Genomic DNA, 25,835 nt, shown 5'->3' on the forward strand with positions numbered 1-25,835 from the left:
GGCGCGCACGGTTGTGGCGGTCGGCGCACTCTGCACAGGCGTCGGCAGCCAGTCCCCGTGGGTGACGGCGTCGCCGGGGAGCAGATGCGCAGGGCCAGGTAGAAGCCGCCGTCCGGACACGGCCGCCAGTTGGGAACACCCCGGGGCCGGCCGCTGGACTCCAGCGGCGTGCCCTCACCCGTGGCCTCAGCCCTCGTACACGTAGAACCCGCGCCCGCTCTTGCGCCCCAGGTGCCCCGCCGCCACCATCCGCTGCAGCAGCGGGGGAGCGGCGTACAGCGGCTCCTTGAACTCCTCGTACAGCGACTCGGCGACGGCCTGCGCCGTGTCCAGACCGATCAGGTCGAGCAGCCGCAGCGGGCCCATCGGGTGCGCGCAGCCCAGTTCCATGCCCCGGTCGATGTCGTCGGCGCGGGCCGTGCCCGACTCCATCATGCGGATCGCGGCGAGCAGATAGGGCACCAGGAGCGCGTTGACCACGAAGCCCGAACGGTCGGGCGCCTGGATGGTCTCCTTGTCGAGCCCTTCGACGGCGAACTCGCGGGCGCGCGCCAGGGTTTCGGCGTCGGTGGTGAGCGCGGGCACGACCTCGACGAGCCTCTGTACGGGCACGGGGTTGAAGAAGTGCAGACCCACGACGTGGGAGGCGCGGCCGGTCGTCACGGCGAGGTCGACGACGGGGATCGAGGAGGTGTTGGTGGCGAGCACGGCGTCCGGGTCGACGAGCACCTTGTCGAGCTGCCGGAACACCTCGGTCTTCACCTCCCTGTTCTCGGCGACGGCCTCGATGACGAACTGCCGGTCGGCCAGTTCGCCCAGGTCGTGGGTGAACGACAGCCGGGCCAGGGCCTGTTCGCGCTCGGCCTCCGTGAGCTTGCCGCGTCGCAGCCCGCGGTCCAGGGACGCGACGACACGGGCGCGGCCCGCGGTGGCGAGTTCGGGGCTCGACTCGGCGACGGTGACGTCGAGGCCGCGCAGTGCGGCGACCTCGGCGATGCCGGAGCCCATGAGGCCGCAGCCGACGACGCCGAGACGGGTGATGACAGACATGAGGGTCCTTTCCAAAGGGAGCGGGGAGAGGCGGGCGTCACCGCTCGTGGACGGCGCGAACGGCCATGCCCGCGACCGCCCCGGAGGCTCCGGCGCGGTCCCGCAGCCACTCCCGCAGGGCGAATTTCTTGACCTTGCCGCTGGTCGTGTGCGGCAGGGCGTCGACGAGGAAGAGGCTCTCGGGGATCTTCTGCGCGGCCACTTCGCGGCCGGTCAGATGCTCGCCGATCTCCTTGAGGGTGAGCTCCTGTCCCGGGCCGGTCACGACGAACGCGCACGCCCGCTCGCCCGTGCGTGTGTCGGGCCCGGCGACGACGGCGACCTCGGCGACGGCGGGATGTTCACCGAGGAGGTTCTCCACCTCACGGACGCTGATCTTCTCGCCGGCGCGGTTCACGACATCCTTGATGCGCCCCTCGATGTGCAGGGCGCCGTGCTCGTCGACCCGCGCCAGGTCGCCGCTGCGGAACCAGCCGTCCGGGGCGAAGGCGTCTTCGTTGAGCGCCGCGTCCAGGTAGCCGAGACAGGTGTCGGGGCCGCGCCACAGCACCTCCCCGAACGTGTCCTGCCCCGAGACCATGACCTCGGTCGGGGCGAGCGGCAGGCCGTCAGTGCGGGTGCGGATCCCGGCCGGGTCCCAGCGGTTGGCCGCCGTCACCGACGGTCCCTCGGTCGCCCCGTACATACGGGTCACCACGCCGAGCCGGTCCGCGGCCCGGCGGGCGAGCTCGTCGGGGATGTCCGCGCCGCCGCACACGAGGTAACGGATTGTCGGCGCAGTGACATCCGCGGCTTCGGCGGCGGCGAGCAGATCGGTGAGGAACGGCGTCGAGAAGATCGCGAAGCTCGCCCCCTCGTCGATGACCCGGCGCAGGGCGAGCGTCGGCTCCCAGAGGTCCTGGAGGACCACGGGTGCGCCCAGCAGGAATGGCAGGACGAGGGCGCAGTTGACGCCGGTGACATGGGTGACCGGCGACGGATTGAAGATCACGTCGCGCTCGTTCAGCGCGAACCGGTCGACCAGCGAGGAGTTCTCGTACATCAGGGTGTTGTGGCTGTGCAGAACTCCCTTGGGGGCGGCGGTTGTTCCGGAGGTGTAGAGCAGCAGGCAGACCTGGTCGGGATCCGGCTCGGGCAGTGCGTGCACTGTCGCGGCGGGATCGGGACCGGCCGAGGCCAGGAACGTGTCCCAGGCGACGGTGCCCGGCTCCTCGCTGACGTGCCCGTCGACGACCACCACATCCCGCAGCTCGGGGAGGTCGTCGCGCAGCCCCCTGTAGAGCGCTGGATAGTCGAAGCCCCGGTAGCGGCCCGGCACGAACACGATCTTCGTCCGGGCCTGGCCGAGGATGAAGCGGAGCTCGCTGCCCCGGTAGATCGGTACGATCGGATTGGCGACGGCGCCCACCTTCATGACGGCCTGGAAGACCACCAAGGCCTCGGCCCGGTTGGGCAGCTGGAACGAGACGACATCATCCTGGCCGATGCCGCGCGCGTGCAGAGCGGCAGCCAGGGCCGTCGACCGCCGGTCGACCTCGGCGAACGTCATGCGGCGCGCCCCGTCGACCACGGCGAGCGCGTCCGGCCACAAGGCGGCGGCCCGGCTCAGATACCGGCCGACTGGGCGGTCCTGCCAGGCGCCGATGGCTCGGTAGTGGGCGGCGCGTTCGGGCGTGGGGGGATGGGTGGGCCACATCGAGATGTCTCCTCGGCTTCAGCTGTCTCAGTTCGCTCGGCGTCGGCACACGTGCGTCAGACGTTGCGCCGATAGGCGCCGCCGACCTCGAAGAACGCCTCGGTGATCTGCTGCAATGAGCAGACCCGTGCCGCGTCCATCAGTACGGCGAAGACGTTCCCGCCGCTCGTGGCCGCGTGCCGGAGCGAGGCCAGCGCCACGCCGGCGGCGTCCTCGTGGCGGGCCCGGAAGCTGTGGACCCGGTCGAGCTGGGACTGCTTCTCCTGCTCGGTGGCGCGGGCGAGTTCGACGACCGGCGCGGGCTGCCTCTCCTGGTCGGCGTGCGGCGAACGGAAGGTGTTGACGCCGATGAGCGGCAGCGAACCGTCGTGCTTGCGCTCCTCGTACAGCATCGACTCGTCCTGGATACGGCCGCGTTGATAACCCGTCTCCATCGCGCCGAGCACCCCGCCGCGCTCACTGATCCGCTCGAACTCGATCAGCACTGCCTCCTCCAGGAGGTCGGTCAGCTCGTCGATGATGTACGAGCCCTGCAGCGGGTTCTCGTTCATCGCGAGACCCCACTCACGGTTGATGATCAGCTGGATGGCGAGGGCGCGGCGCACCGACTCCTCCGTGGGCGTGGTCACCGCCTCGTCGTAAGCGTTGGTGTGCAGACTGTTGCAGTTGTCGTAGAGCGCGATGAGTGCCTGCAGTGTGGTGCGGATGTCGTTGAAGTCCATCTCCTGGGCGTGCAGCGAACGGCCCGACGTCTGCACGTGGTACTTCAGCTTCTGGCTGCGCTCGTTCGCCCCGTACCGGTCGCGCATCGCCACCGCCCAGACGCGGCGGGCCACCCGTCCGAGCACGGAGTACTCGGGGTCCATGCCGTTGGAGAAGAAGAACGACAGGTTCGGCGCGAAGTCGTCGACCTTCATACCGCGTGCCAGGTACGACTCCACGTAGGTGAAGCCGTTGGCCAGCGTGAACGCGAGCTGGCTGATGGGGTTCGCGCCCGCCTCGGCGATGTGGTAGCCGGATATGGAGACCGAGTAGAAGTTCCGTACGTCCTGCTCGATGAACCACTCCTGGATGTCGCCCATCATGCGCAGGCTGAACTCCGTGGAGAACAGGCATGTGTTCTGCCCCTGGTCCTCCTTGAGGATGTCGGCCTGCACGGTGCCGCGCACACTGCGCAGCACCTCGGCCCGGATCTCCCGCGCCTGCCCGTCGTCGGGCGCGTGGCCGTGCTCGGCGGTGTACGCGTCGAGCTGCTGGTCGATCGCGGTGTTGAGGAAGAACGCGAGGATCGTCGGCGCGGGACCGTTGATCGTCATCGATACGGAGGTGGTGGGCGCGGTCAGGTCGAAGCCGTCGTACAGCGCCTTCATGTCCTCCAGGGTCGCCACCGAGACGCCGGAGGTGCCGACCTTGCCGTAGATGTCGGGGCGCAGGTCGGGATCGCGGCCGTACAGCGTGACCGAGTCGAAGGCAGTGGAGAGCCGGGTCGCCGCGCCGCCCTGGGACAGCAGCTTGAAGCGGCGGTTGGTACGGAACGGGTCGCCCTCACCCGCGAACATCCGCGCCGGGTCCTCGCCGTCCCGCTTGAAGGGGAACACGCCGGCCGTGAACGGGAAGGAGCCCGGCAGATTCTCCGCACGCAGAAAGCGGATCAGGTCCCCGTGATCCGTCGTCCGCGGCAGCGCCACGCGGGGAATGCGGCTGCCCGACAGGGACTCGCGGACCAGCGGGGTGCGGATCTCGCGACCGCGCACGGTGAACGCCAACTCGTCACCGGAATAAGCCTCTACGGTTTTCGGCCACTGCTCCAACGCCTGCCGCGCGTCGTCGTCGAGTGTCCCGCGCGCCTCGTCCAGCAGCCGCTCCACCGCGGCGGTGGGTTCAGCAGCGCCCCTCAACTCGTCACGTACTGCGTTCAGTTGCTGCACCTGGCGGGCAGTCCGGGCCTGGGCGTCGGTGCGCGCATGGTACATACGCACCGTCTCGGCGATGTCGGCCAGATAGCGTGCTCGCGAAGTCGGAACGATCTGCGCGGCCCCACTGGAATGACGTACCGAAACCTCGGGCAGTGCTCCAGGCCGCAGCGCGAGACCGCGCTCGCCGAGCAGCCCGCGCAGATGCTGGTAGAGCGCGGTGACACCGTCGTCGTGGAACGTCGCGGCGCTGGTGCCGAACACCGGCATCTCCTCGTGCCGCGTGCCGAACGCCTGGCGGTTGCGCACGAGTTGGCGCCCGACGTCGCGCAGGGCGTCCGCCGCGCCCCGCCGCTCGAACTTGTTGACGGCGACGGCGTCCGCGAAGTCGAGCATGTCGATCTTCTCCAGTTGCGACGCCGCCCCGAACTCGGGCGTCATGACGTACAGCGACACATCCGCGAACGGCACGATCGCGGCGTCGCCCTGCCCGATGCCGGGCGTCTCGACGACGACCAGGTCGTAGCCGGCCGCCTGGCAGGCGGTGATGGACTCGCCGAGACCCTCGGGCAGCTCGCTGGTGCCTCGGGTGGCGAGTGAGCGGAAGAAGATCCGGTCGCCGTCGAGCGAGTTCATGCGGATGCGGTCGCCGAGCAGGGCGCCGCCGCCGCGCCGCCGCGTCGGGTCCACGGCCAGCACGGCCACCCGCAGCGAGTCCTCCTGGTCGGTGCGGATCCGGCGGACCAGCTCGTCGGTCAGCGAGGACTTGCCCGAGCCGCCGGTGCCGGTGATGCCGAGCACCGGCACCTGGCGAGCCCCCGCCGCCTTCTCCAGACGGCGCAGCTCCGCGGCCGGTACCGTCCCGGCCGCGGCGGCCGACAGCAGCCGGGCCAGTGCCGGGCGCTCACCCGCAAGGACCTGCTCGATGTCGGCGGGCTCGTCCGCCCACGGCGCGCAGTCGCACTCCTCGATCATCGTGGCGATCATTCCGGCCAGGCCAAGGCGCTGCCCGTCCTGCGGCGAGAAGATCCGCACCCCGGCCGCCGAGAGCCGCTCGATCTCCTGCGGCACGATCACGCCCCCGCCGCCGCCGAACACCCGTACATGCCCGGCGCCCCGCTCCCGCAACAGCTCCGCCAGGTATTCGAAGTACTCGATGTGGCCGCCCTGGTAGGAGCTGACCGCGACACCCTGGACGTCTTCCTCCAAGGCGGCATCGACCACCTCGCTCACGGAGCGGTTGTGCCCGAGGTGGATCACCTCCGCGCCCTGGGCCTGAAGGATGCGCCGCATGATGTTGATCGAGGCGTCATGCCCGTCGAAGAGGCCGGAAGCGGTGACAAAACGGACGGGATGCTGAGCGCGCGGCATGTGCTGCACTCCTGACTGCCCCCGGGCCGCGACGGCGTGGGGGCGGATGCTCACAGAGACCTCTCCATACTGAACCGAAGTAGGTGCAGGTCTCAAGAGAATCATTGAAGTCAGTTCAGTTCGGTGACAGTCTCGGGTGGTCGCAACGATGCGATTCCAGCGCGATCCCCGGGAGGAACGATGCTCGCCGCCAGGCTGTACGGAACCAAGGATCTGCGGATCGAGGAGATGCCCGAACCCGAGCCGGGACCCGGCGAGGTGAAGATCCGCGTGGCGCACGCGGGCATCTGCGGCACCGATGTGCACGAGTACTTCGAGGTGCCGCGCGCCACGCACGAACCCAACCCGCTGACCGGCGCCACCCTGCCCCAGACACTGGGGCACGAGTTCGCCGGGACCGTGGTCGCGTGCGGTCCGGGAGTGGAGCGCGTCGCGGCCGGCGACCGGGTCTGCGTCCGGCCGATCCGCACCTGCGGAGTGTGCGCCCGCTGCACGTCAGGCCTCTCCCATCTGTGCGCGTCCCTCGCCGCGATCGGCGTCACCTCGCCCGGCGGCGGACTCGCCGAGTATGTGGTCGTACGGGCCGAGGCCGCGCACCGGCTGCCCGACGAGGTGCCCATGGAACAAGGCGCGTTGGTGGAACCCATGGCGGTCGGCCTGAACGCGGTCGAGCGGGCCGGAGTGGGCGCGGGCGACACCGCCTTGGTCATGGGGGCCGGCGCTGTCGGCATGGGTGTGCTCTTCGCGCTCAAGGCGCAGGGCGCGCGCGAGGTGATCGTCGTCGAGCCCTCGCCTGCCCGCCGCGCGGCCGCGGCACGGCACGGCGCCCAGGTCATCGATCCGGCTGCGGGCGACGTGGTCGCCGATGTCCTGCGGCGCAGCGGGGGCCGGGGCGTGGACGCGGCGATCGAGTGTGCGGGCCGGCCCGAGGTGCTTGACGCCGCCATTCGCTCCGTCGCAGCCCGCGCGCCCGTGGTCCTCGTCGCCCTGTACTCGGGGCCCGTCACCGTGGACGCCTCCGTCGTGCGCCTGGCCGAACTCGCGCTGCTGGGCTGCGAGGCGTACCCCGACGGGGTCTTCGAGCGGGTCATCGCGCACATGGCGGCCGGGCGCTACCCGACCGACGGCTGGCTCGATCACATCCCGCTCGCCGAGACCGTCGCCGGGCTGCACGACGTGCGCGACGCGCGGCGGCTCAAGGTCCTGGTCGACCTGCCGGACCGCGACGCCTGATCCGTCCCGAACCAATCTCGGAGTTGGCCTTGACAGTGGATCACCAGCTCCCCAAACTCGTAATGAATTCAGTTCAGTTTGAAGCGGAGGAACCTGAGATGGCAGTGGAAGACGAGATCCAGTTCGAGCGTGACGGCCACGTTGCCCGCGTCTGGCTCAACCGGCCCTGGAAGAAGAACTGCGTCACGGTGCCGATCCTCGACCGGCTCGACGAGATCATCACCGAGGTCGACGAGGACCCCGAACTGCGCGTCCTGGTCTTCCGGGGGCGCGGCGGCACCTTCTGCTCGGGCTTCGACCTCGACAGCCTCAAGGCCGACTTCGTCGGCAAGTCGAACGCCATCGACGTCGCGGTCAAGTCCGCGAAGGTCTGCGACCGTCTCTACTCGATGAAGACCCCGTCGGTGGCCGTCCTGGAGGGCCACGTCACCGCGGGCGGCTTCGAGATCATGATCTCCTGCGACTTCGCGATCGCCGCCGACGACGCCAAGATCGGCGATTTCCACATCCGCCGCGCGCTGTTCGGCGGAGCGGGCCCGATCTACCGCGTGCCGCGCATGATCGGCATCCGCAAGACCAAGGAGCTCATGCTCACCGGAAAGCTCCTCTCCGGTATCGAGGCCACCGAGTTCGGCCTGATCAACGACCACGCGCCGACCGAGAAGCTCGACGAGACGGTCGAGGAATTCATCTCCCACCTCACCGACAAGAGCCCCTTCACCATGTGGCTCACCAAGATGACGATCGACCGCAGTCTCGACGCCGACACCCAGTCGCTGATGGTCATGGAGCACCTCGCCGTCGGCGTCGCCCTCAACTCCGAGGACGCCAACGAAGGGGTATCGGCGTTCCTGGAGAAGCGCGAGCCCAAGTGGCAGGGGCGCTGAGCCGGATGACCACGCATCCGCGGAGTCCGGCCGCCGGGCTCCAAGGCGCACGCTGCCGCGGCTGCTCGGTCGCGGTCTACCCCGCGGACGCGGCGTGCCCGCGCTGCGGGGGACCGGCCGAGCCGGCCGTTCTCAACAGTGCGGGCACGCTGTGGACCTGGACCGTTCAGCGGTACGCGCCCAAGTCCCCGCCCTATCAGCCCCCGCCCGGCGGCTTCGAGCCGTTCGCGGTCGGCTACGTCGAGCTGGACGACGGCGTCCGCGTCGCCGCCGTGATCGAGGCCGACGACCTCGACACGATCAGGATCGGCATGCCGCTCACGGTCGGCGCCGGTGACGGCGTGCCACGGGCCCGGCCCACCACGACAGCGGAGGAGAGCTCATGACCGCGGACGTGCTGATCTGCGGCGCCGCACGGACCGCGTTCGGCCGCCCGGAGGCGAGCGGCAGGCAGCTCGCCGTCGACGCGGTGAACGCCGCGCTGAAGGACGCCGGGGTCGACTGGCCGCGGGTGGGCGCCGCGTTCGGCGGCAGCGACAGCGCCGGGCTCGCCGACACTCTCGTGGCCCAACTCGGCCTGACCGGCGTGCCGTTCGTGAACGTCAAGAACGGCTGCGCCACCGGCGGCAGCGCACTGATCTCCGCCGTGAACGCGATCCGCTCGGGCATGGCCGACGTGGTCCTCGCCGTCGGCTTCGACAAGCACCCGCGCGGCGCCTTCGACCCAAAGCCCGAGGACTGGGGACTGGGCGAGGAGTACGGCAGCGACGGACTGATGGTCACCACCCAGTTCTTCGGCATGAAGATCCGGCGCTATATGCACGACCACGGGATCACCCCGCAGACGCTGGCCCGTGTCGCCGAAAAGGCCTACAGAAATGGCGAGTTGACGCCGGACGCGTGGCGCCGCAAGCGCGTGTCCGCCGCCGAGATCCTGGACTCCGGCATGGTCAGCGACCCGCTGACCCGGTTCATGTTCTGCTCCCCCGGGGCCGGCGCCGCGGCCCTCGTGCTGTGCTCGCCCGGGGTGGCGCGGACCCTGGAAGGCCCCTCCGTCACACTGCGGTCGGCGGCTCTGCGCACGCGGCAGTTCGGCTCGTTCGAAGTGTTCAGCCCGTGGGTCGCCGGTGGTGAGCTGACCAGCGTCAGCCGCGCCGCCTCCGCCGCCGCGTTCGAGGAGGCGGGGATCGGCCCCGGCGACATCGACGTCTGCCAGCTGCAGGACACCGAGAGCGGTGCCGAGGTCATGCACATGGCCGAGTGCGGGCTGTGCGAGGACGGCGAGCAGGAGCAGCTGATCGCCGCCGGGGCCACCGAGATCGGCGGGGCGCTGCCGGTCAACACCGACGGCGGCTGCATCGCCAACGGCGAACCCATCGGCGCCTCCGGGCTTCGCCAGGTCTACGAGATCGTCCAGCAGCTGCGCGGCCGTGCCGGCGACCGCCAGGTTCCCGGCGCGCCCCGGACCGGCTTCACCCATGTGTACGGAGCGCCGGGCGTCAGCGCCTGCACGGTCCTGACCCGCTGAACGGAGGTGCACGACCCGATGAACGCCATCCCGGAAGACATCCCCGGACGTACTCCGGATCCAGAGGAATTCCGCGCCGAGGCCCGGCGCTGGCTCGCCGGCGTCGCCAAGCCGCGCGCCGCCGCCGGGGGGTGGGGCAGCGGCTCCGACTCCGTCGCCGTGTTCGAGAACTGGACCGAGGAGCAGGAGCGGGCCCACACTCGCCGCACCCAGGAATGGGAACGCACCCGCCACGACCAGGGCTGGGGCGCCCTCAACTGGCCGGCCCAGTACGGCGGACGGAACCTGCCCGCGTACTACGAACAGCTCTACCGCGCCGAGGAAGCCGCCTTCGACGTACCGCACCGTACCGAAATCTTCCCCGTCACCCGCCAGCTCGTCGCCCCCGCGATCGGCATCTGGGGTACCGAGGAGCAGAAGGCGCGCTGGCTGCCGCCCATGCTGCGCACCGACGAACTCGCCTGCCAGCTGTTCTCCGAGACCGAGGCGGGATCCGACCTCGCCGGAGTGCGCACGAAGGCGGTGCGTGACGGCGACAACTGGCTGCTGACCGGGCACAAGGTGTGGACCTCGGGCGCCACCGTCGCCACATGGGGCGTCGCCGTGTGCCGCACCGACCCCGACGTGCCCAAACACGCGGGCATCACCGTCTTCCTGGTCCGCATGGACGCGCCCGGTGTCACTGTGCGGCCCATCCGGCAGATGACCGGTGGCGCCAGCTTCAACGAGGTATACCTCGACGGCGTCAGCGTCCCCGACACCGACCGGCTCGGACCGGTCGGCGAGGGCTGGCGCGTCACCCTCAGCGTGCTCGCCGCCGAACGTCTCGACTCCGGCAACCTCGGTCTCGACAACGCCGACCGCGCGGTGGACCTGGCCGTGCATCTGCTTCGCCCGCTCACCGGCGCCGAACAGGACCGGGCTGCCGACCTCTACGTACGGGGCCTCGTGCAGCGCCTCATCGGACTGCGCGTCACCGGCGCCCTCGTCGCCGGACGCGAACCCGGCGCGGAGGCCTCCGTCGGCAAGCTGTACGCCACCGAGACCATGCGCCGCACCGGCGACCTCGTCTCCGAACTCCTCGGCCCGGCGCTCGTCGCCGACACCGGCGAGTGGGGTACGTACGCCTGGACCGAGCACCTCTTGGGCGCGCCCGGCTACAGCATCGCGGGCGGCACCGACGAGATCCAGCACAACATCCTCGCCGAGCGCATGCTCGGCCTGCCCAAGGAGCCCGTCCGATGAGTACGGCCATCCAGGAGAAGGAACTTGCCCTGCGGGTGTCCGCCCATCTCGGCCAGGACTCCGGGGAGTTGAAGGTCCTGCCCGGCGGTCACTCGGGGCTGACCTACTCCGTCACGGCGGGGGAGGAGAGGTACGTCGTCAAGGCGGTGCCCCCGGGGCAGAAGCCCGTCGGGCGCAATGAAGTGCTGCGCCAGGCCCGGGTTCTCGCCGCGCTCGCCGGATCCCCGGTGCCCGTGCCGGGTGTCGCCGCCATGGACGAGGCTCAACCCGCCTGGTTTGCCATGGAGTTCGCCGCTGGGGAGGCGCTGGAGCCCGTACTCGACGAACCCGAGGTGCCCGCGGCCACCGCGCGGGCCCGCATGCTGGAGATCGCTCACGTACTGCGGCGGCTGCACGCCACCGACATCCACGCCCCCGGCCTGGACGCCCCGCAGCCGCTCGGGGCGGCCGGGGAGCTCGACCGGTGGAGCCGCACCATGCACGCCGTGCCCGCAGAGATCCGGCCGGGTGCAGAGGCGTTGTTGAACCGCCTCGCCGAGGATGTACCGGCCGATCTGCCGCCCGTGCTGCTGCACGGCGACTTCCGGCTAGGCAACGTGCTCTGCGTCGACGAGCGGGCGGTCGCCGTCGTCGACTGGGAGATCTGGAGCGTCGGCGATCCCCGGATTGATCTGGGCTGGTTCCTGCTCTTCGCCGACCACCGCAACTTCCCCGGCATCGGCCGCGCCGTGCCCGGACTGCCCACCGAGGGCGAGGTGCTCGCCGCCTATCGCGACGGCGCCCCCGCGCTCCCCGCCATGGACTGGTTCCGGGCGCTCGGCCGCATGAAGATGGCCGCGATCATGGGCCACAACCTGCGCCGGCACCGCGAGGGCAAGCACCACGACCCGGACCAGGAGCGGTTGCCGCCCACCATCGCCGCGATGATCAGCACCGCGCGCGCCCTTCTCGGCTGACAGGAGCCCTCGTGGATTTCGGATTCTCGCCCCGCGCGAGTGAACTCCAGGACCGCATGCGGTCGTTCATGAACGAACACGTCCTCCCGGCCGAAGCCGTCCACGACCGGCAGCTCGCCGAAGCCGGCGACCCGCACGCGCTGCCGCCGGTGATGACCGAGCTGAAGGAGAAGGCCCGCGCCGAAGGCCTGTGGAACCTCTTCATGGCGCACGGCCACTGGGGCGCCGGACTCACCAACCTCGAATACGCCCCCCTCATGGAGCTGGCCGGCCGCTCCATCATGGGCCCCGAGGTGTTCAACTGCTCGGCGCCCGACACCGGCAACATGGAACTCCTCGCGCTCTACGGCACGCCCGAGCAGCAGGAGCGCTGGCTCAAGCCGTTGCTGGAGGCGGAGATCCGCTCCTGCTTCGCCATGACCGAGCCCGAGGTGGCCAGCTCCGACGCGCGCAACATCCGAACGCGCATCACCCGTGACGGCGACCACTACGTCGTCAACGGCCGCAAGTGGTACACCTCCGGGATCCTCGACCCCGACTGCGAGCTCATCATCCTGATGGGCAAGACCGACCCCGACGCGCCCACTTACCGGCAGCAGAGCATGGTGCTCATCCCGCGTCACACCCCGGGCGTCACCGTCGTACGCGACCTGCCGATGTTCGGGTACACGGACCGGTGCGGACACGGCGAGGTGCTCTTCGAGGACGTCCGTGTACCGGTGGACCACATCCTCGGCGGGGAGGGGGAAGGGTTCGCGCTCGCGCAGGGGCGGCTCGGGCCGGGTCGTATGCACTACGCGATGCGGGCGGTCGGTTTCGCCGAGCGGGCGCTCCAGCTGATGTGTGAGCGGACCAGCGAACGCGTCGCCTTCGGCGGGCCGCTCGCCGAGCGGGGTGTCGTGCGGGAGTGGATCGCCCGCAGCCGTATCGAGATCGAGCAACTGCGGCTCCTCGTCCTCAAGTCTGCCTGGCTGATGGACACCGTCGGCAACGCCGCAGCCCGCATGGAAGTCGCCGCGATCAAGGTGGCGGCCCTTGAGGTCGCCCACAAGGTCGTCGACCGCGCCGTCCAGGCGCACGGCGCCGCCGGCGTCAGCGACGACACCGTGCTCGCCCGGCTGTACGCCATCACCCGGGCGCTGCGCATCGCCGACGGCCCCGACGAAGTACATCTGCGGACCGTCGCACGGCAGGAACTCGCCAAGTACCAGAAGCCCGGCAAGAACACCGACACGAAGGCAGGAGCGGCGTGAGCACCGACATCCTCGACGGTAAGGTCGCCGTCATCACCGGCGGATCGCGCGGCATCGGCCTCGGCATCGCCACCGCCTACCGCACGGCCGGCGCGCACGTCGTGATCGCCGCCCGCAAGGCCGCCGGACTCGCCGAGGCCCGCGAGGAGCTGCTGCGCGTCAAGGGCGACGGTGACGTCCACACCGTCGTCGCCAACGCGGGCGAGCCCGACCAGGCCGAGGCCTGCGTCGACGAGACCATGACCCGCTTCGGCCGGCTCGACATCCTCGTCAACAACGCCGCGACCAACCCGTACAACGGAGACCTGCTCGACCTGGACCTGCCGCGCGCGGAGAAGACCGTACGCGTCAACCAGTACGGCATGATCGCCTGGACCCGGGCCGCGTGGCGCGCCTGGATCGCCGAGCACGGGGGAGCGGTGATCAACATCGCCTCCGTCGGCGGGCTCGTCGTCGACCCTCACATCGGCTACTACAACGCCACCAAGGCCGCCATGCTCCACATGACGCGGCAGCTCGCCTACGAACTCGGGCCGCGGGCACGGGTGAACGCCATCGCCCCCGGGTTGATCAAGACCGAACTGGCGCGGGCCGTGTGGGAGGTGCGCGAGCCCGTCCTCACCGCCAGGCTGCCCATGCGCCGCCTCGGCACGGTCGAGGACGTGGCGAACGCGGCGCTGTTCCTCGCCTCCGACGCGTCGTCCTGGATGACCGGGCAGACTCTTGTTCTGGACGGTGGCGCAACCGCTCTTCCGATCGGGGTGGACGAGTGAGCGTCCCGTCGTCCGCCGTGGAACTCTTCTCGCTCGCAGGCCGGACGGCGATCGTCACCGGCGCCTCCGCCGGGCTCGGCGCACGCTTCGCCACCGTCCTCGCGCAGGCCGGCGCCACGGTGTTCGCCGCCGCCCGCCGGATCGACCGGCTCAAGGAACTCGCGGACAGCGACGCACGTATCCATCCCGTCGCCTGCGACGTGTCCATGGAGGCCGACCGTACGCGGCTGGCCGAGACGGCGCTGAACGCCACCGGGCATCTCGACATCCTGGTCAACAACGCGGCCACGTCGGGGGAGACGCGCGCCGAGGACGAGTCGGCGGACGCCTTCGCGGATGTTCTGGGGGTGAACCTCACGGCGCCCTTCCATCTGGCCCGGCTCACAGCCGAGGCACCCGGTGCCGCGGGCAAGAGCATCATCAACGTCTCGTCCGTCCTCGGACTCGTCTCCGGCGCCCCGCTCGGCGGCGCGAGCTACTCCGCGTCCAAGGCCGGACTGATCGGCCTGACCCGCGAGCTGGCCGGCCAGTGGGGGCGGTCCGGGACGCGTGTCAACGCCCTTGCGCCCGGCTGGTTCCGTACCGAGATGACCGCCGAGCTCTTCGGCGACGAGCGCTCGCGGCGGTGGGTCGAGCGGGGGACGATGCTGCGGCGCGGCGGGGAGGCGCAGGAACTCGACGGGGCGCTGCTCTTCCTCGCCTCGGACGCCTCCACGTACTGCACCGGGCAGGTCCTGACCGTCGACGGCGGATGGACGGCACGATGAGCAGCGTCGGCATCGACATCCGGGACGACGGGCTGGCCCGCGTCACTCTCCGGCGCGGCGACGCGGGCAACGCCATCGGCCTGGCGACGGCCCGGGGACTGCTCGACGCGGCCACGGCTTGTGAACGGGCCGACGTACGGGCCGTGTTGCTCACGGGGGAGGGCAGGTCCTTCTGCGTCGGCGGCGATCTCCGGGAGTTCGCGCGGCTCGACGGCGCGGCGCTGGAGGAGCACCTCATCGCGGTGACGGACGCGCTGCACGAGGCGCTGCGGATCTTCGCCCGGCTCGACGCGCCCATGGTGGCCGCCGTACAGGGCGCCGTCGCGGGCGCGGGCATCGGGCTTGCCGCCGCCGCGGATGTGACGCTCGCCGCGGACAACGCATCGTTCACCGCCGCGTACACAGGCATCGGGTACTCGCCGGACGCCGGGGTCAGCTGGTTCCTGCCGCGCCTCGTCGGGCCCAAGCAGGCGCTCGACCTGCTGCTGACGAACCGCCGGATACCGGCAGGCGAAGCCGAGGAGATCGGGCTCGTCAGCCGCACCGTGGCCGCCGATCTGCTGGCCGAGGAGGCGGCGCGCACCGCCGAGGCCCTGCGCCGCGGACCCACCGCCGCGTTCGGTGCCACTCGCCGGCTCGTCGCCGCCGGGCTGACCTCGGACCTCGGCCCTCATCTGGACCGCGAGGCCGGTGCGCTCGCCGCCGCGGCCGCCTCGGACGAGGGCCGTGAGGGAGTCGCCGCCTTCCTCGGCAAGCGGGCGCCGGACTTCGCCCGCGCCCCGTCCCTGACCTCCGGAACCTGATCCCGTCCCCCCAATCCATGGAGCCCACCATGTCGCAAGCCTTCATCGTCGGAGCTGTCCGTACCCCCGTCGGCCGCCGCAAGGGCGCGCTCAGCGGCGTCCACCCCGCCGACCTCGGCGCCCATGTGCTGCGCGCCCTCCTGGAGAGGACCGGCGTCGACCCGGGCGCGGTCGACGACGTGTACTTCGGCTGCGTCGGCCAGATCGGCGCCCAGACCGGAAACGTCGCACGAACCGCTTGGCTGTCGGCGGGGCTGCCGCAGCACGTCCCCGGCACCACCATCGACCGCCAGTGCGGTTCCTCCCAGCAGGCTGTGCACTTCGCCGCCCAGGCGGTCGGCTCCGGCGCCGCCGACCTGGTGGTCGCGGGCGGGGTGGAAGTCATGAGCCTCGTGCCCATCGCCAGTCCGATGTTCGTCGGTGAACAGGCCGGGATGGGCAGCCCGTACGCGGGCAACGGCTGGCGCGAGCACTTCGGCGAGCAGGAGGTGTCGCAGTTCCGTGGGGCCGAGCTCATAGCCGAGAAGTGGGGGATCTCCCGCGACGACATGGAGCAGTTCGCGCTCCACAGCCATCAGCGGGCACTGGCCTCGCAGGCGGCCGGGGACTTCGACGACGAGATCACCCCGGCCTTCGGGCTCACCGCGGACGAGGGCCCGCGCGCCGACACCACGCTGGAAAAGATGGCGGGCCTGAAGACCCTGACCGAGGACGGCCGGCTCACCGCGGCCGTCTCCAGCCAGATCTCCGACGGTGCCGCCGCCCTGCTGATCGCCTCCGAGGAGGCCGTACGGCGCCACGGCCTGACGCCGCTCGCACGGGTACACAGCATGGCCGTGGTCGGATCCGACCCGATCCACATGCTGACCGGCCCGATCCCCGCCACCGAGAAGGTCCTGGACAAGGCGGGCCTTGCGATGGACCGGATCGACCTGGTCGAGATCAACGAGGCCTTCGCCTCCGTGGTCCTCGCCTGGCAGAAGGAACTCGGCGCGGCCCACGAGCGGATCAACGCCTTCGGCGGGGCGATCGCCCTCGGCCATCCGCTCGGGGCCACCGGCGCCCGGCTCATGACCACACTCGTCCATCAGCTGCGCAGGACTGGCGGCCGCTATGGTCTGCAGACGATGTGCGAGGGCGGCGGCATGGCCAACGCGACCGTCATCGAACGCATCTAGGCATTCGGTTGGCAACTGAGTTCAACTTGGGTTTACTCTCGGTACGGACACGCTGAGTGACGGCCAGGAGAGAGAGTCATGACCAGGATCCTTGAACCGGAGGCGGGACCGCGGTCCAAGCGCGCGGCCATCCTCGCGGCGGCCGTGGACTGTTTCGGCGAGACGGGCTTCGAGGCCACGAAGTGGTCGACCGTGGCGGAGCGGGTCGGCATCGGCCAGACCGCGCTCTACCACTACTTCGAGTCGAAGACTCACTGCCTGCTCACCATCATGCGGCTCGAGCTGCAGCGCTCCCACGACCGGTTCGTCGAGGCGACCGAGAGCGCGGACGACCCCGTGGAGGCGCTGCGCGCCGGCGTCCGTGCCGCGTACGACGTCTCGGAGCACGAGATTCTGCAGATGCGCATCCTGCAGAACCACATGGATCTGCTGTCCGGGGCCCGCAAGTCCAAGCGGGAGGAGGCCGAGCGGATCGCAGCCCGCCAGCTCGTCCAGGTCGTCGAGCGGGACTGGACCAGCCTGCTGGTGCGGGGGATGTCCCAGGGTGCCTTCCCGCTGCGGGACGCCCAGTTGCTCGGGGCGAGCGTGCTCGGCCTGATCGTCAGCGTGTGGCGGTGGTACCGGCCGTCCGGGCCGACGCCGCTGTCGGAGATCGGCGAGTTGATCGAGGGTGCCTGCGTGCGGATGATCGCCTCCTGACGGATCGATCCGCCGCGCACACATCCAGTGACCGATCCCCTGACGGGTCTCCCGTCAGGGGATCTTTTCGTGCCCGGCCCCGTGACAGCGGTGACAGACCATTGCCAGGGGTGTTTCCCCAGCATTAAAATCAATTTGAACTGAACTCAGGTTGAGTTTTTTTGAGGAGGGGTCATGCGACGACGCGCGACACGCACGTTCATCGCCGCACTCGCCGCCATGCTCGCCCTTGCGGCGAACGCCTGCGGCACCAAGAGCCCCTCGGCAGGGGACGACAAGGTCATCAAAATAGGCGCCTGGTACCCGCTCACGGGCGCCCTGGCCTCGTTCGGAATCCCCGAACGGGCGGGCGCCGACGCATACTTCAAGTCGGTCAACGCACGCGGCGGGATCAACGGGCGCACCATCGACTGGGTCGTCAAGGACAACGCCAACGATCCGCAGCAGACCGTCCAGATCGCCCGCCGGCTCGTGGACCAGGACGGGGTCGTGGCGATCGTCGCGACCAACGGCACCTCCCAGACCCAGGCCACCTTCCCCTTCGTGCTCGAGCAGAAGAAGGTGCCGGTCCTCAACACACTGGGCGGCGATGCCTCCTGGTACGAGCCGGCCCGTGACGGGCTGTTCGGTCTGCAGACGCTGTACGAGGACCAGGCGGCCGCGCTCGGGGACTGGGTGACGCGGGACGGGGCGAAAAAGGTACTCGTCGTGCACAGTGACCCGGCGGCGTTCGTGAACGTGGCCAAGGTGATAGGCCCTGCCGCCCGTAAGACCGATCCGTCGGTCCGGGTGAAGCGGCTCTCGGTGAAGTACCAGACCACCGACTACAGCCCGGTGATCAGCAAGGTCAAGGCCGCGAAGCCCGACGCCGTCGTGCTGATCCTGACCGCCGCGGAGACCGCCTCCTACCTCAAGGAGGCGAGGCTGCAGGGGGTCACCGCCCCCGTGTACGGCTACGCACCCGTCGCGGCACAGGCCACGCTGACGCTGGGGGGCAGGGCGACCGAAGGCCTCAAGGCGCTCCAGCTGGTCAAGTCGCCGAACGACGACGACCCGGCCATCAAGGAGTTCCGTACGGCGATGCAGAAGTATGAGCGGGGGCAGCCCGCCGACTTCATCACCCTGTGGGGCTGGGAAGCGGCCAAGGCCTTCGTCGAGATCGCCAAGACCATCGACGGGCCCGTGACGAGCGAGTCACTGACACGGGCCTACCGCACCGCACGCCACGTCGACACGGGCGTGGGCCCGGTCCTCAACTACGGCGCCGATCGGCACCTCGGCACACGCGACCTGCAGAAGGTCGTCGTCAGGAACGGCCGCTGGGAGTCGCAGGGCGACTTCTTCACCCCGCCCACCCGGGACTGACCGCCGCCCGCGCGGAGCGAGTTGCCCACACCTCTCATCCCTGTGAAAGGACACCATGACCAGCGTCTTGCCCACCTACATGGCACGTATGGACAGTGACGACCCCGCGCGGGCGCTCGAACTCCTCGTACCGGAATTCCGCTTTCTCATCGCCTTGCCGGGCCGCGAGGAGACGGGACGGTCCAAGGACGACTTCGCCGCCTACATCGCGGGCCGCAACGCCGTCGAACGGGTGCACAAGATTCTCCGGCACAGCTGTGACGGCGATCTGGAGACCGTGTACGGGATGGTGATCGAGTCCGGGAAGGCAGTGGGTTCCTTCCTGTCGGCTGCCGTGGTCACGCCCGACGGGCACATGGCCCGCTACCAGTCGTACTTCACCACCACGTACGACCTCATCGACCTGCCGGAATAGACAGCAAGGCAAAGGGAAGCGCACATGACCGAGACCTTCACGGCCGCCGGGACCACCGCGGCCCCCGCCCCCTTCCTCACCGCCTGGTTCGAGATCCTCGACAGCGACGAGCCCAACCGGATTCTCGATCTGATCAGCGACGACTTCTCCCTGTCCATCCTGTTCTCCACCGGCGACGGCAACGCCACGGACTTCGCGGGCGACCGCGCCGCCCTGGTCGGCTATCTGCAGCAGCGGGAGCGGGGTACGCGCACCCACCACCGGCTCTCCGCGACCACCCTCGGCCAGGACGAGCTGTTCCTCGGAGAGGTGCGGCGCGGGGAGGTTCCCGAGGCGAGCTTCGTCGCCGCCGGTCGGGTGAACGCGGACGGCCGGCTGGAGCGGCTGCTGATCGGCCGGTCCTCGCAGATCCGTTTCGCGTAGGCACAACCCGTTTCCGATTTCACCGGCCTTGTACGAAGGAGCGTCATGTACAACCTCGTCCTGCTGGCAGCGAAGCCCCCGGAGTGGACGCACGAGCAGTTCATCGATTGGTGGCGCGGCGACCACGCGGAGCTGACGTACAAGTTGCCCGGTCTGCGCTCCTGGCGGCACACCGACATCGACCAGGCGCTGGAGAAGCGCTCCGAGGGCTGGGACGGGATGTCCGTCCTCGGATTCGACTCCCCGGAGGACGTGAAGAAGGCCCTCGCCAGCCCCGAGTGGGCGGACGCCGTCGCGCAGGTCGGGGACATGAAGGGCCGGCGCATCGCGGTGATGGGTTTCGAGAAGGAGTTGTTCACCGGCTGAGGCCCCACCGGCCTTGCGCACAGCAACGTTCGACACCGGGTTCGGCACAGCGTAGCGAGGAAGCGGGATGCGACAGGTAGTGCGGGAGTTCCGACAGAGGGCCGAGCAGGCCGACTTCTTGGCCGTCGTCGATGACGAAGGCAGCCACACGGCACGTGAGTTGCTCGCCGAGGCGGACCGGCTCAGCGACGCGATGTCCGCCGACGGGGCGGGAGGCACGGTCATGCTCCAGGCCGACAACTCTTGGCGCACCGTGGCCGGCGCTCTCGCGGTGGGCCTGAGCGGCGGCGTCCTCGCGCTGGTCAACCGGCACACGACGCCGGCCGAGTTCGCGGCGGCCTTCGAGGACATCCGGCCGGACGCCGTCGTCGCCGAGCCCTCGGCGAGGGCCGACTGGGCGGTGGCCGAACTGATGCCGGGCGCCGGCGACACGGTGCTCGACGGCTGGAGAGTGCAGCGCTCCGGTGGACGGCCCGACGCGTCACGCTGGTCGGGCGGTGTCCTGATCGGGCTCACCTCCGGTTCGACCGGGCGGCCCAAGGGCGTCGTGCAGTCCGAGGAGGCACTGACCTACGCGGCCGAGAGCACCGTCAGGATCAACGGGCTGCGGCCTGGCGACGCGGTGGCCGCGATCGTGCCGCTGTCGTCGACGGCCGCGTACTGCTTCGGTGTTCATCTCTCCCTGGTCCTGGGCGGCCCGCTCGTTCTCACCGCCAAGTGGGACCGGGCTCTCGCGCTGCGGCGGATGGCCGAGAACGACGTCCGCTGGACCATGTGCGTACCGACGATGGCGCTGCAGATGGGAGCCGAGGCCGCGGGCTCCGGCATCCTCTCCGGAGTGCGCGCCATCACCGTCGGCGGCGGGCCGATGGACCGCGGCGCGCTGGCACGGGCCGAGCAGTCCCTCGGCACGAAGATCCTGAGGGTCTTCGGGATGTCCGAGTGCCTCGGGCACACCTCGCCCCGGCCCGACGAGCCCGGGGAGATCCGGCTCGGCCGGGACGGCCGCCCCTTCCCCGGCACGGACCTGCGCGCCCTCACCCCCGACGGGGCCGTGGCCGGGCCGGAGGTGACCGGCCGGGCGCAGGTGCGCGGCCCGTCCCTCTTCCTCGGGTACGCCCGTGCGGGCAGGGTCGAACCGCCGGCGCTGACCGAGGACGGCTACTTCCCCACCGGCGACCTCCTGATGCCCCACGAGGACGGCACCGTCACCATCATGGGCCGCGAGAAGGACATCATCATCCGCGGCGGCCGCAACATCGACATCACCGAGATCGAACGGGCCGTCGCCGGATATCCGCGTGTGTCCAGGGCCTGTGTGGCGGCGGTGCCCGACGAGGTGCTCGGCGAACGCGTCGCGCTGCTCGTCGTCACCGAGGACGGCGCCGGCATGGACCTCGGGGAGGTCACCGGACACCTGGAGAGCCTCGGACTCGCCAAGACCAAGTGGCCCGAATTCATCTACGCCGTCGAGGAGTTGCCCCAGACCAAGGTCGGCAAGCTCGACCGGTCGGCGGCCGGGCGGCTTGCGCAGCGCCTTCGCGGCGCCGACGCCTGAACAGTGGCGGGCGCTCGTCCCCATGCCCGCCTGATCCACAGCGGTACACCAGCCAGAGCGAGGGAGAGCACCATGACAGCGCGGTTCGACCAGGGTCCATGGGCCGCGGCCGGAGTCCAGACGGTACGGCCCGGCGTGCACCGCGTTCCCCTGCCGCTGCCCAACGACGGACTCCACGCCGTCAACGTCTATCTGCTGGAGAACCTGGCCGAGGACGACGGCATCGTCATGATCGACGGCGGCTGGGCGATCCCCGAGGCCCGCAAGGCACTTGAGGAGGCCACGGCCGCCATCGGCCGCGATCTCTCCGACATCAGCCACATCCTCGTCACCCACATCCACCGCGACCACTACACGAACGCCGTGGAACTGCGCCGCCTCCTCGGCTCGCGCGTCTATCTGGGGGCGGGGGAGCGGCCCGGCCTTGAGATGCTCGACCGGCTGCGCAGCGACTCGCCCGCCGGTTCGCTGCGGACATTGCGCGAAGCGGGGGCCGCCGAACTCGCTGACCGGATCGAGCAGTTGGACCACGGCGGCTACGACCCCGCCGTCTGGGAAGCCCCCGACCGGTGGCTGGGCGCCGAGACCATCAGCTTCGGCGCGGGGGAGCTGCGGGTCGTGCCGACCCCCGGACACACCCAGGGACACGTGGTCTTCCTGGACGAACATCGCGGCCTCCTGTTCTCCGGCGACCATGTTCTGCCCCACATCACGCCGTCCATCGGCTTCGAACTCACCGAGCCGGGCGGCAAACCCCTCGCCGACTACCTGGACTCGCTGCACCTGATGACCCGGTACGCCGACACGCAGCTGCTGCCCGCGCACGGACCCGTTGCCGACAGCGCGCACACCCGCGTCGCCGAACTGCTCACCCACCACGACAACCGCCTCGCGCAGAGCCTGAAGGCGCTCGGCGACGCGACGCTAGACGCGCACGAGGTCGCCCACAAGCTCGGCTGGACGCGCAGGGAGGTGCCGTTCGGCGAACTCAATGACTTCAACCAGATGCTCGCGATCAACGAGACCGCGGCCCATCTGGACGTCCTGGTGCTGCGGGGACGGATCTCCGTGGCGCGCGTCGGCGATGTCAATCAGTACACGCGCGTGAACTGACACAGCAGTTCTTCCAACCTCTGGGGGGCGCGGCAACTGCCTCGCCCCCCAGAGGTGTTGGTGCTAGCGGGCCGTCCAGCCGCCGTCCACGTACAGCTCGGAACCGGTGACGAAACTCGCGTCGTCCGAGGCCAGGAACGCCACCGCCCCGCAGACCTCCTCGGGACTGCCGAGCCGGCCCATCGGCGTACCCTCCACCATCGCCGTGTGCCTGGGCGTGCCCCGCCACAGCTCGCGGGAGCGCGGCGTCTCGATGAACCCGGGGTGGATCGAGTTCACGCGCACCCCGCGCGTCGCCCAGTGCAGCGCGGCGTTCTTCGTCATCAACCGGACCGCACCCTTCGCCGCGTGGTACGAGAACTGGCTGCCGAAGCCGCCGACCGTCCCGAAGATCGACGCGATGTTCACGACTGAGCCGCCGCCGGTCCGCTCGATGGCGGGCCCGCCGTGCTTCATGCCGAGCCAGACACCGGTCTGGGTGACCGCGATGACCTGCTCCCAGGACTCCTGGGTCTCCGTCTCCACGGTTCGCATCTCGGCGATCCCTGCGTTGTTGACGAGCACGGACAGGCCGCCCAGCTCGTCGGTCACCCGCTCGACGGCGCCGCGCCACGCCTCTTCGTCAGTGACGTCGAGGGCGAGACCGAGCGCCCGCGCTCCGCCCGCCGTCAACTCCTTGGCCAGCTCCTCGCAGCGGCCCGCGTCCACGTCCGTCACCGCCACCGCGGCGCCCTCGACGGCGAGGCGGTGCGCCACTGCGGTACCGATGCCACCCGTGGCGCCGGTGATCAGACAGACCTCTCCGGACAGGCGGTTCGACACTCGTGCTCCCTTGGTGTGCTGGACATCTGCGCGCTGGTCAGTGGTGTGCTGGACATCGCTGTGCTGGTCAGTGGTGCGCTGGACCGCGGTCAAGGCAGCAGTTCCCTTCCTGAGCGCAGCAGCGCGGGCACCGCCGCGCCGACGTGCTCGAAACCCGTGCCGACGGTCTGTCCCGCGAGATAGCGGGCGTGGATGCCCTCCGCGATCACGGCGAGCTTGAAGCAGCCGAGCGCCTGGTACCAGGCGACGGAGGTGATGTCCCGGCCGGACGACTCGGCGTACCGTTCGGCCAGTTCGCGGCCGGTGGGGAAGCCGGGGTTGGCGGTGGGAACGTGGTGTGCGCCGAGGACCGGTTCGCAGTCCGGGTCCCAGTACATGAGGAGCATCCCGAGGTCGGCGAGCGGGTCGCCGAGTGTGGCCATCTCCCAGTCGACGATCGCCGCGATCCGTCCGGGGTCGCCGGGCGTGAGGATCGTGTTGTCCAGGCGGTAGTCGCCGTGTACGACCGTGGGGGCGCCGCTCGCCGGGAGTGAGCGCGCGAGTCGGTCGTGCAGGGCGTCGAGGTCGGGCAGTTCCCGCGTGGCGACCTTGTCCCACTGGCCGTGCCACCGGCGCACCTGGCGTTCCAGATAGCCCTCGGGCCGGCCGAAGTCGCCGAGCCCGGCCGCGGTGGCGTCCACCGCGTGCAGCTCCACCAGAGCGTCGACGAGCGCGTCCGCCGCGCGGCGGGCCTCGGCGGGCGGCAGGGCGACGGCCTCGGTGCCGTCGCGCAGCACCGTGCCGTCGACGAAGTCCACGACGCAGAAGGGCGCGCCGATGACCTCAGGGTCCGTGCACGACAGCACCGCGCGGGCTACCGGCACCGCGGTTCCGCCCAGTGCGGCGACGACCCGGTACTCGCGGTCCATGTCGTGCGCTGTCGGCGTCAGGACTCCCAAGGGCGGACGGCGTAGCACCCATCGGTGCGTCCTGTCGGTCACCTCGTACGTGAGATTGGAGCGCCCTCCGTGCAGCAGCTTCAGGCTCAACTCGCCTGTGCACTCCGGGACATGGCGTTCGAAGTAGGGCTGCAGGGCGGCCACGTCCACGCCGACGACCGCGGCCTGTGCCGGGCTCATCGGGCGTCCCTCCGCTCCGTCGCCGCCCGTACCGCCCGCTTGGCGATCGCCCAGCGGTGGGTCTCGGACGGGCCGTCGTAGATGCGGAACGGACGCACTTCCCGGTACAGGCGCGACAGCGGGGCGTCGCCCGAGATGCCGAGCGCTCCGCACACCTGGACGGCGCGGTCGACGACGCGGTTGACCGCCTCGGAGGCGTAGGTCTTGGCGATCGACGTGTGCTGGGCGGCCGTGCGGCCCTGGTCCAGCTCCCAGCAGGTCCGCCACAGGACCGCCCGGCTCGTCTCGATGTCGATCTCGGAGTCGGCCAGCATCTGCTGCACCATGCCCAGTTCGGCAAGGCGCCCGCCGAAGGCCGAGCGCTCCGCCGCCCGCTCCAGGGCGATGTCCTGAGCCCGGCGCGCCACCCCGAGCCAGCGCATGCAGTGCGTCATGCGGGCGGGACCGAGGCGCACCTGCGCGTACCGGAAGCCCTCGTCCACCGCGCCGAGCACGGCGCTGTCCGGCACCTCGACGCCGTCGAAGACGACCTCGCTGTGCCCGCCGAAGAGGCCGTGGTCCAGCGTGTCGATGTTCCGGACGACTTTCAGACCCGGGGTGTCGGCGTCGACGAGGAACATCGTCGCGCCGCCCGCGTCGCCCGGAGCGCCGCTGGTACGGGCCATGCAGATGGCGAACGCGGCGCCGTCGGCACCGCTGATGAACCACTTGCGGCCGTCGATCCGCCAGCCGCCGTCCGTCCGTGCAGCGGTGGTGGCCAGCGCGCGCGGATCGGACCCGGCCCCGGGCGCCGGCTCGGTCATCGCGAAGCAGGACCGCACCTCCCCGGAGGCGAGGGGCCGCAGATACCGGTCCTTCTGCTCCTCGGTGGCCACCACTTCGAGGAGATGCATGTTGCCCTCGTCGGGGGCGGCGCAGTTCAGCGCGAGCGGACCGAGCAGCGACTGCCCGGCCGCCTCGAACACGACGGCCTGCCCGCGCAGATCGAGCCCGAGCCCGCCGAACTCCTCGCTGACGTGCGGGGCGAACACCCCCGCCGCCCGCGCCGCCTCCTGCAGCCGCCGCCGCAGTGGCTCGGGACCCGCGTGCACATCACCGCCGCCGCACGCCTGCTCCTCGGGTATCACCACGTCGCGGACGAAGTCCGTGGTGCGCCGCGCGATGCCGGCGACCCGCTCGTCGATCTCGAAGCTGATGGACACTTCTCACCCCTGATCTTGGCTACTGACCATTAGCCATGAGATGACTGAACTGAATTCAATGTCAAGGGGTCGGGCTATAGTTGCCTCCGATGGGCGCCGAG

24 protein-coding genes are annotated in these 25,835 nt (G+C 70.5%); 18 read left to right on the plus strand and 6 right to left on the minus strand.

Annotation, left to right across the window (positions count from 1 at the left end; translation table 11 throughout):
* Window positions 1–186: 186 nt before the first annotated feature.
* Genes ACY0PA_RS37045 through icmF form a run of 3 tightly spaced genes read right to left on the minus strand, consistent with a single transcriptional unit; the run spans window position 187 to window position 6,030 of the window.
* Window positions 187–1,050 (minus strand): 3-hydroxybutyryl-CoA dehydrogenase, encoded by an 864-nt coding sequence (locus tag ACY0PA_RS37045; protein ID WP_473081767.1) that lies wholly within the window; start codon window positions 1,048–1,050, stop codon window positions 187–189.
* Between the two features lie 37 nt (window positions 1,051–1,087).
* Window positions 1,088–2,746 (minus strand): AMP-binding protein, encoded by a 1,659-nt coding sequence (locus ACY0PA_RS37050; RefSeq protein ID WP_473081768.1) that lies wholly within the window; start codon window positions 2,744–2,746, stop codon window positions 1,088–1,090.
* A 56-nt stretch (window positions 2,747–2,802) separates the two neighbouring features.
* Entirely contained in the window at window positions 2,803–6,030 is a 3,228-nt protein-coding gene (gene icmF / locus ACY0PA_RS37055) for a fused isobutyryl-CoA mutase/GTPase IcmF (RefSeq protein ID WP_473081769.1), read from the minus strand.
* A gap of 180 nt (window positions 6,031–6,210) precedes the next feature.
* On the opposite strand from icmF, the gene ACY0PA_RS37060 reads away from it, so the two are divergent.
* The 18 genes from ACY0PA_RS37060 to ACY0PA_RS37145 all read left to right on the plus strand — a co-directional run bounded on the left by ACY0PA_RS37060 (window position 6,211) and on the right by ACY0PA_RS37145 (window position 22,592).
* Window positions 6,211–7,263: an alcohol dehydrogenase catalytic domain-containing protein gene (locus tag ACY0PA_RS37060; protein ID WP_473081770.1), complete on the plus strand. Its 1,053-nt coding sequence runs from the start codon at window positions 6,211–6,213 to the stop codon at window positions 7,261–7,263.
* Window positions 7,264–7,361: 98 nt separating this feature from the next.
* Window positions 7,362–8,150 (plus strand): enoyl-CoA hydratase/isomerase family protein, encoded by a 789-nt coding sequence (locus ACY0PA_RS37065; RefSeq protein ID WP_329566893.1) that lies wholly within the window; start codon window positions 7,362–7,364, stop codon window positions 8,148–8,150.
* A 5-nt stretch (window positions 8,151–8,155) separates the two neighbouring features.
* Window positions 8,156–8,536, plus strand: a complete 381-nt coding sequence (locus tag ACY0PA_RS37070) for a Zn-ribbon domain-containing OB-fold protein (RefSeq protein WP_473081771.1) — start codon at window positions 8,156–8,158, stop codon at window positions 8,534–8,536.
* Window positions 8,533–9,678 carry a thiolase family protein gene (locus tag ACY0PA_RS37075; RefSeq protein ID WP_473081772.1) on the plus strand — a complete coding sequence of 382 codons (1,146 nt, stop codon included), beginning with the start codon at window positions 8,533–8,535 and terminating at the stop codon, window positions 9,676–9,678. The genes ACY0PA_RS37070 and ACY0PA_RS37075 overlap by 4 nt, the downstream gene beginning before the upstream one ends.
* 18 nt (window positions 9,679–9,696) lie before the next feature.
* Window positions 9,697–10,923: an acyl-CoA dehydrogenase family protein gene (locus ACY0PA_RS37080; protein ID WP_473081773.1), complete on the plus strand. Its 1,227-nt coding sequence runs from the start codon at window positions 9,697–9,699 to the stop codon at window positions 10,921–10,923.
* The gene (locus ACY0PA_RS37085; RefSeq protein WP_473081774.1) at window positions 10,920–11,879 is read left to right on the plus strand and encodes a phosphotransferase family protein; all 960 of its coding nucleotides are present in this window, start codon (window positions 10,920–10,922) and stop codon (window positions 11,877–11,879) included. The genes ACY0PA_RS37080 and ACY0PA_RS37085 overlap by 4 nt, the downstream gene beginning before the upstream one ends.
* A gap of 11 nt (window positions 11,880–11,890) precedes the next feature.
* On the plus strand, window positions 11,891–13,132 hold the full coding sequence (locus tag ACY0PA_RS37090) for an acyl-CoA dehydrogenase family protein (RefSeq protein ID WP_473081775.1): 1,242 nt from the start codon (window positions 11,891–11,893) through the stop codon (window positions 13,130–13,132).
* On the plus strand, window positions 13,129–13,905 hold the full coding sequence (locus ACY0PA_RS37095; RefSeq protein WP_473081776.1) for an SDR family oxidoreductase: 777 nt from the start codon (window positions 13,129–13,131) through the stop codon (window positions 13,903–13,905). Before ACY0PA_RS37090 ends, ACY0PA_RS37095 begins: the two co-directional genes overlap by 4 nt.
* On the plus strand, window positions 13,902–14,672 hold the full coding sequence (locus ACY0PA_RS37100; protein ID WP_473081777.1) for an SDR family NAD(P)-dependent oxidoreductase: 771 nt from the start codon (window positions 13,902–13,904) through the stop codon (window positions 14,670–14,672). The genes ACY0PA_RS37095 and ACY0PA_RS37100 overlap by 4 nt, the downstream gene beginning before the upstream one ends.
* Window positions 14,669–15,475, plus strand: coding sequence for an enoyl-CoA hydratase-related protein (locus ACY0PA_RS37105; RefSeq protein ID WP_473081778.1), 807 nt, complete (start codon window positions 14,669–14,671; stop codon window positions 15,473–15,475). Before ACY0PA_RS37100 ends, ACY0PA_RS37105 begins: the two co-directional genes overlap by 4 nt.
* Before the next feature lie 29 nt (window positions 15,476–15,504).
* Complete coding sequence (locus tag ACY0PA_RS37110; protein WP_473081779.1) at window positions 15,505–16,653, plus strand: acetyl-CoA C-acetyltransferase; 1,149 nt, start codon at window positions 15,505–15,507, stop codon at window positions 16,651–16,653.
* 78 nt (window positions 16,654–16,731) lie between these two features.
* Window positions 16,732–17,352 carry a TetR/AcrR family transcriptional regulator gene (locus ACY0PA_RS37115; protein WP_473081780.1) on the plus strand — a complete coding sequence of 207 codons (621 nt, stop codon included), beginning with the start codon at window positions 16,732–16,734 and terminating at the stop codon, window positions 17,350–17,352.
* A gap of 174 nt (window positions 17,353–17,526) precedes the next feature.
* Window positions 17,527–18,717 (plus strand): ABC transporter substrate-binding protein, encoded by a 1,191-nt coding sequence (locus ACY0PA_RS37120; protein WP_473081781.1) that lies wholly within the window; start codon window positions 17,527–17,529, stop codon window positions 18,715–18,717.
* A gap of 55 nt (window positions 18,718–18,772) precedes the next feature.
* The gene (locus tag ACY0PA_RS37125; protein ID WP_473081782.1) at window positions 18,773–19,132 is read left to right on the plus strand and encodes a nuclear transport factor 2 family protein; all 360 of its coding nucleotides are present in this window, start codon (window positions 18,773–18,775) and stop codon (window positions 19,130–19,132) included.
* Window positions 19,133–19,156: 24 nt separating this feature from the next.
* Window positions 19,157–19,555 (plus strand): hypothetical protein, encoded by a 399-nt coding sequence (locus tag ACY0PA_RS37130; protein ID WP_473081783.1) that lies wholly within the window; start codon window positions 19,157–19,159, stop codon window positions 19,553–19,555.
* Between the two features lie 45 nt (window positions 19,556–19,600).
* Complete coding sequence (locus ACY0PA_RS37135; RefSeq protein WP_454404743.1) at window positions 19,601–19,921, plus strand: EthD family reductase; 321 nt, start codon at window positions 19,601–19,603, stop codon at window positions 19,919–19,921.
* A 67-nt stretch (window positions 19,922–19,988) separates the two neighbouring features.
* A complete protein-coding gene (locus tag ACY0PA_RS37140) occupies window positions 19,989–21,479 on the plus strand; it encodes a class I adenylate-forming enzyme family protein (protein WP_473081784.1) in 1,491 nt (496 codons plus the stop codon).
* 72 nt (window positions 21,480–21,551) lie between these two features.
* Entirely contained in the window at window positions 21,552–22,592 is a 1,041-nt protein-coding gene (locus tag ACY0PA_RS37145; RefSeq protein ID WP_473081785.1) for an MBL fold metallo-hydrolase, read from the plus strand.
* 63 nt (window positions 22,593–22,655) lie between these two features.
* Here the strand turns inward: ACY0PA_RS37145 and ACY0PA_RS37150 are convergent, their stop codons facing one another.
* The 3 genes from ACY0PA_RS37150 to ACY0PA_RS37160 all read right to left on the minus strand — a co-directional run bounded on the left by ACY0PA_RS37150 (window position 22,656) and on the right by ACY0PA_RS37160 (window position 25,734).
* Window positions 22,656–23,414 carry an SDR family NAD(P)-dependent oxidoreductase gene (locus tag ACY0PA_RS37150; RefSeq protein WP_473086547.1) on the minus strand — a complete coding sequence of 253 codons (759 nt, stop codon included), beginning with the start codon at window positions 23,412–23,414 and terminating at the stop codon, window positions 22,656–22,658.
* A gap of 89 nt (window positions 23,415–23,503) precedes the next feature.
* Window positions 23,504–24,532: a phosphotransferase family protein gene (locus tag ACY0PA_RS37155; RefSeq protein ID WP_473081786.1), complete on the minus strand. Its 1,029-nt coding sequence runs from the start codon at window positions 24,530–24,532 to the stop codon at window positions 23,504–23,506.
* The gene (locus tag ACY0PA_RS37160; protein WP_473081787.1) at window positions 24,529–25,734 is read right to left on the minus strand and encodes an acyl-CoA dehydrogenase family protein; all 1,206 of its coding nucleotides are present in this window, start codon (window positions 25,732–25,734) and stop codon (window positions 24,529–24,531) included. The genes ACY0PA_RS37155 and ACY0PA_RS37160 overlap by 4 nt, the downstream gene beginning before the upstream one ends.
* Window positions 25,735–25,835 lie beyond the last annotated feature (101 nt).

It is taken from the genome of Streptomyces sp. DS1-CR2, assembly GCF_055760475.1.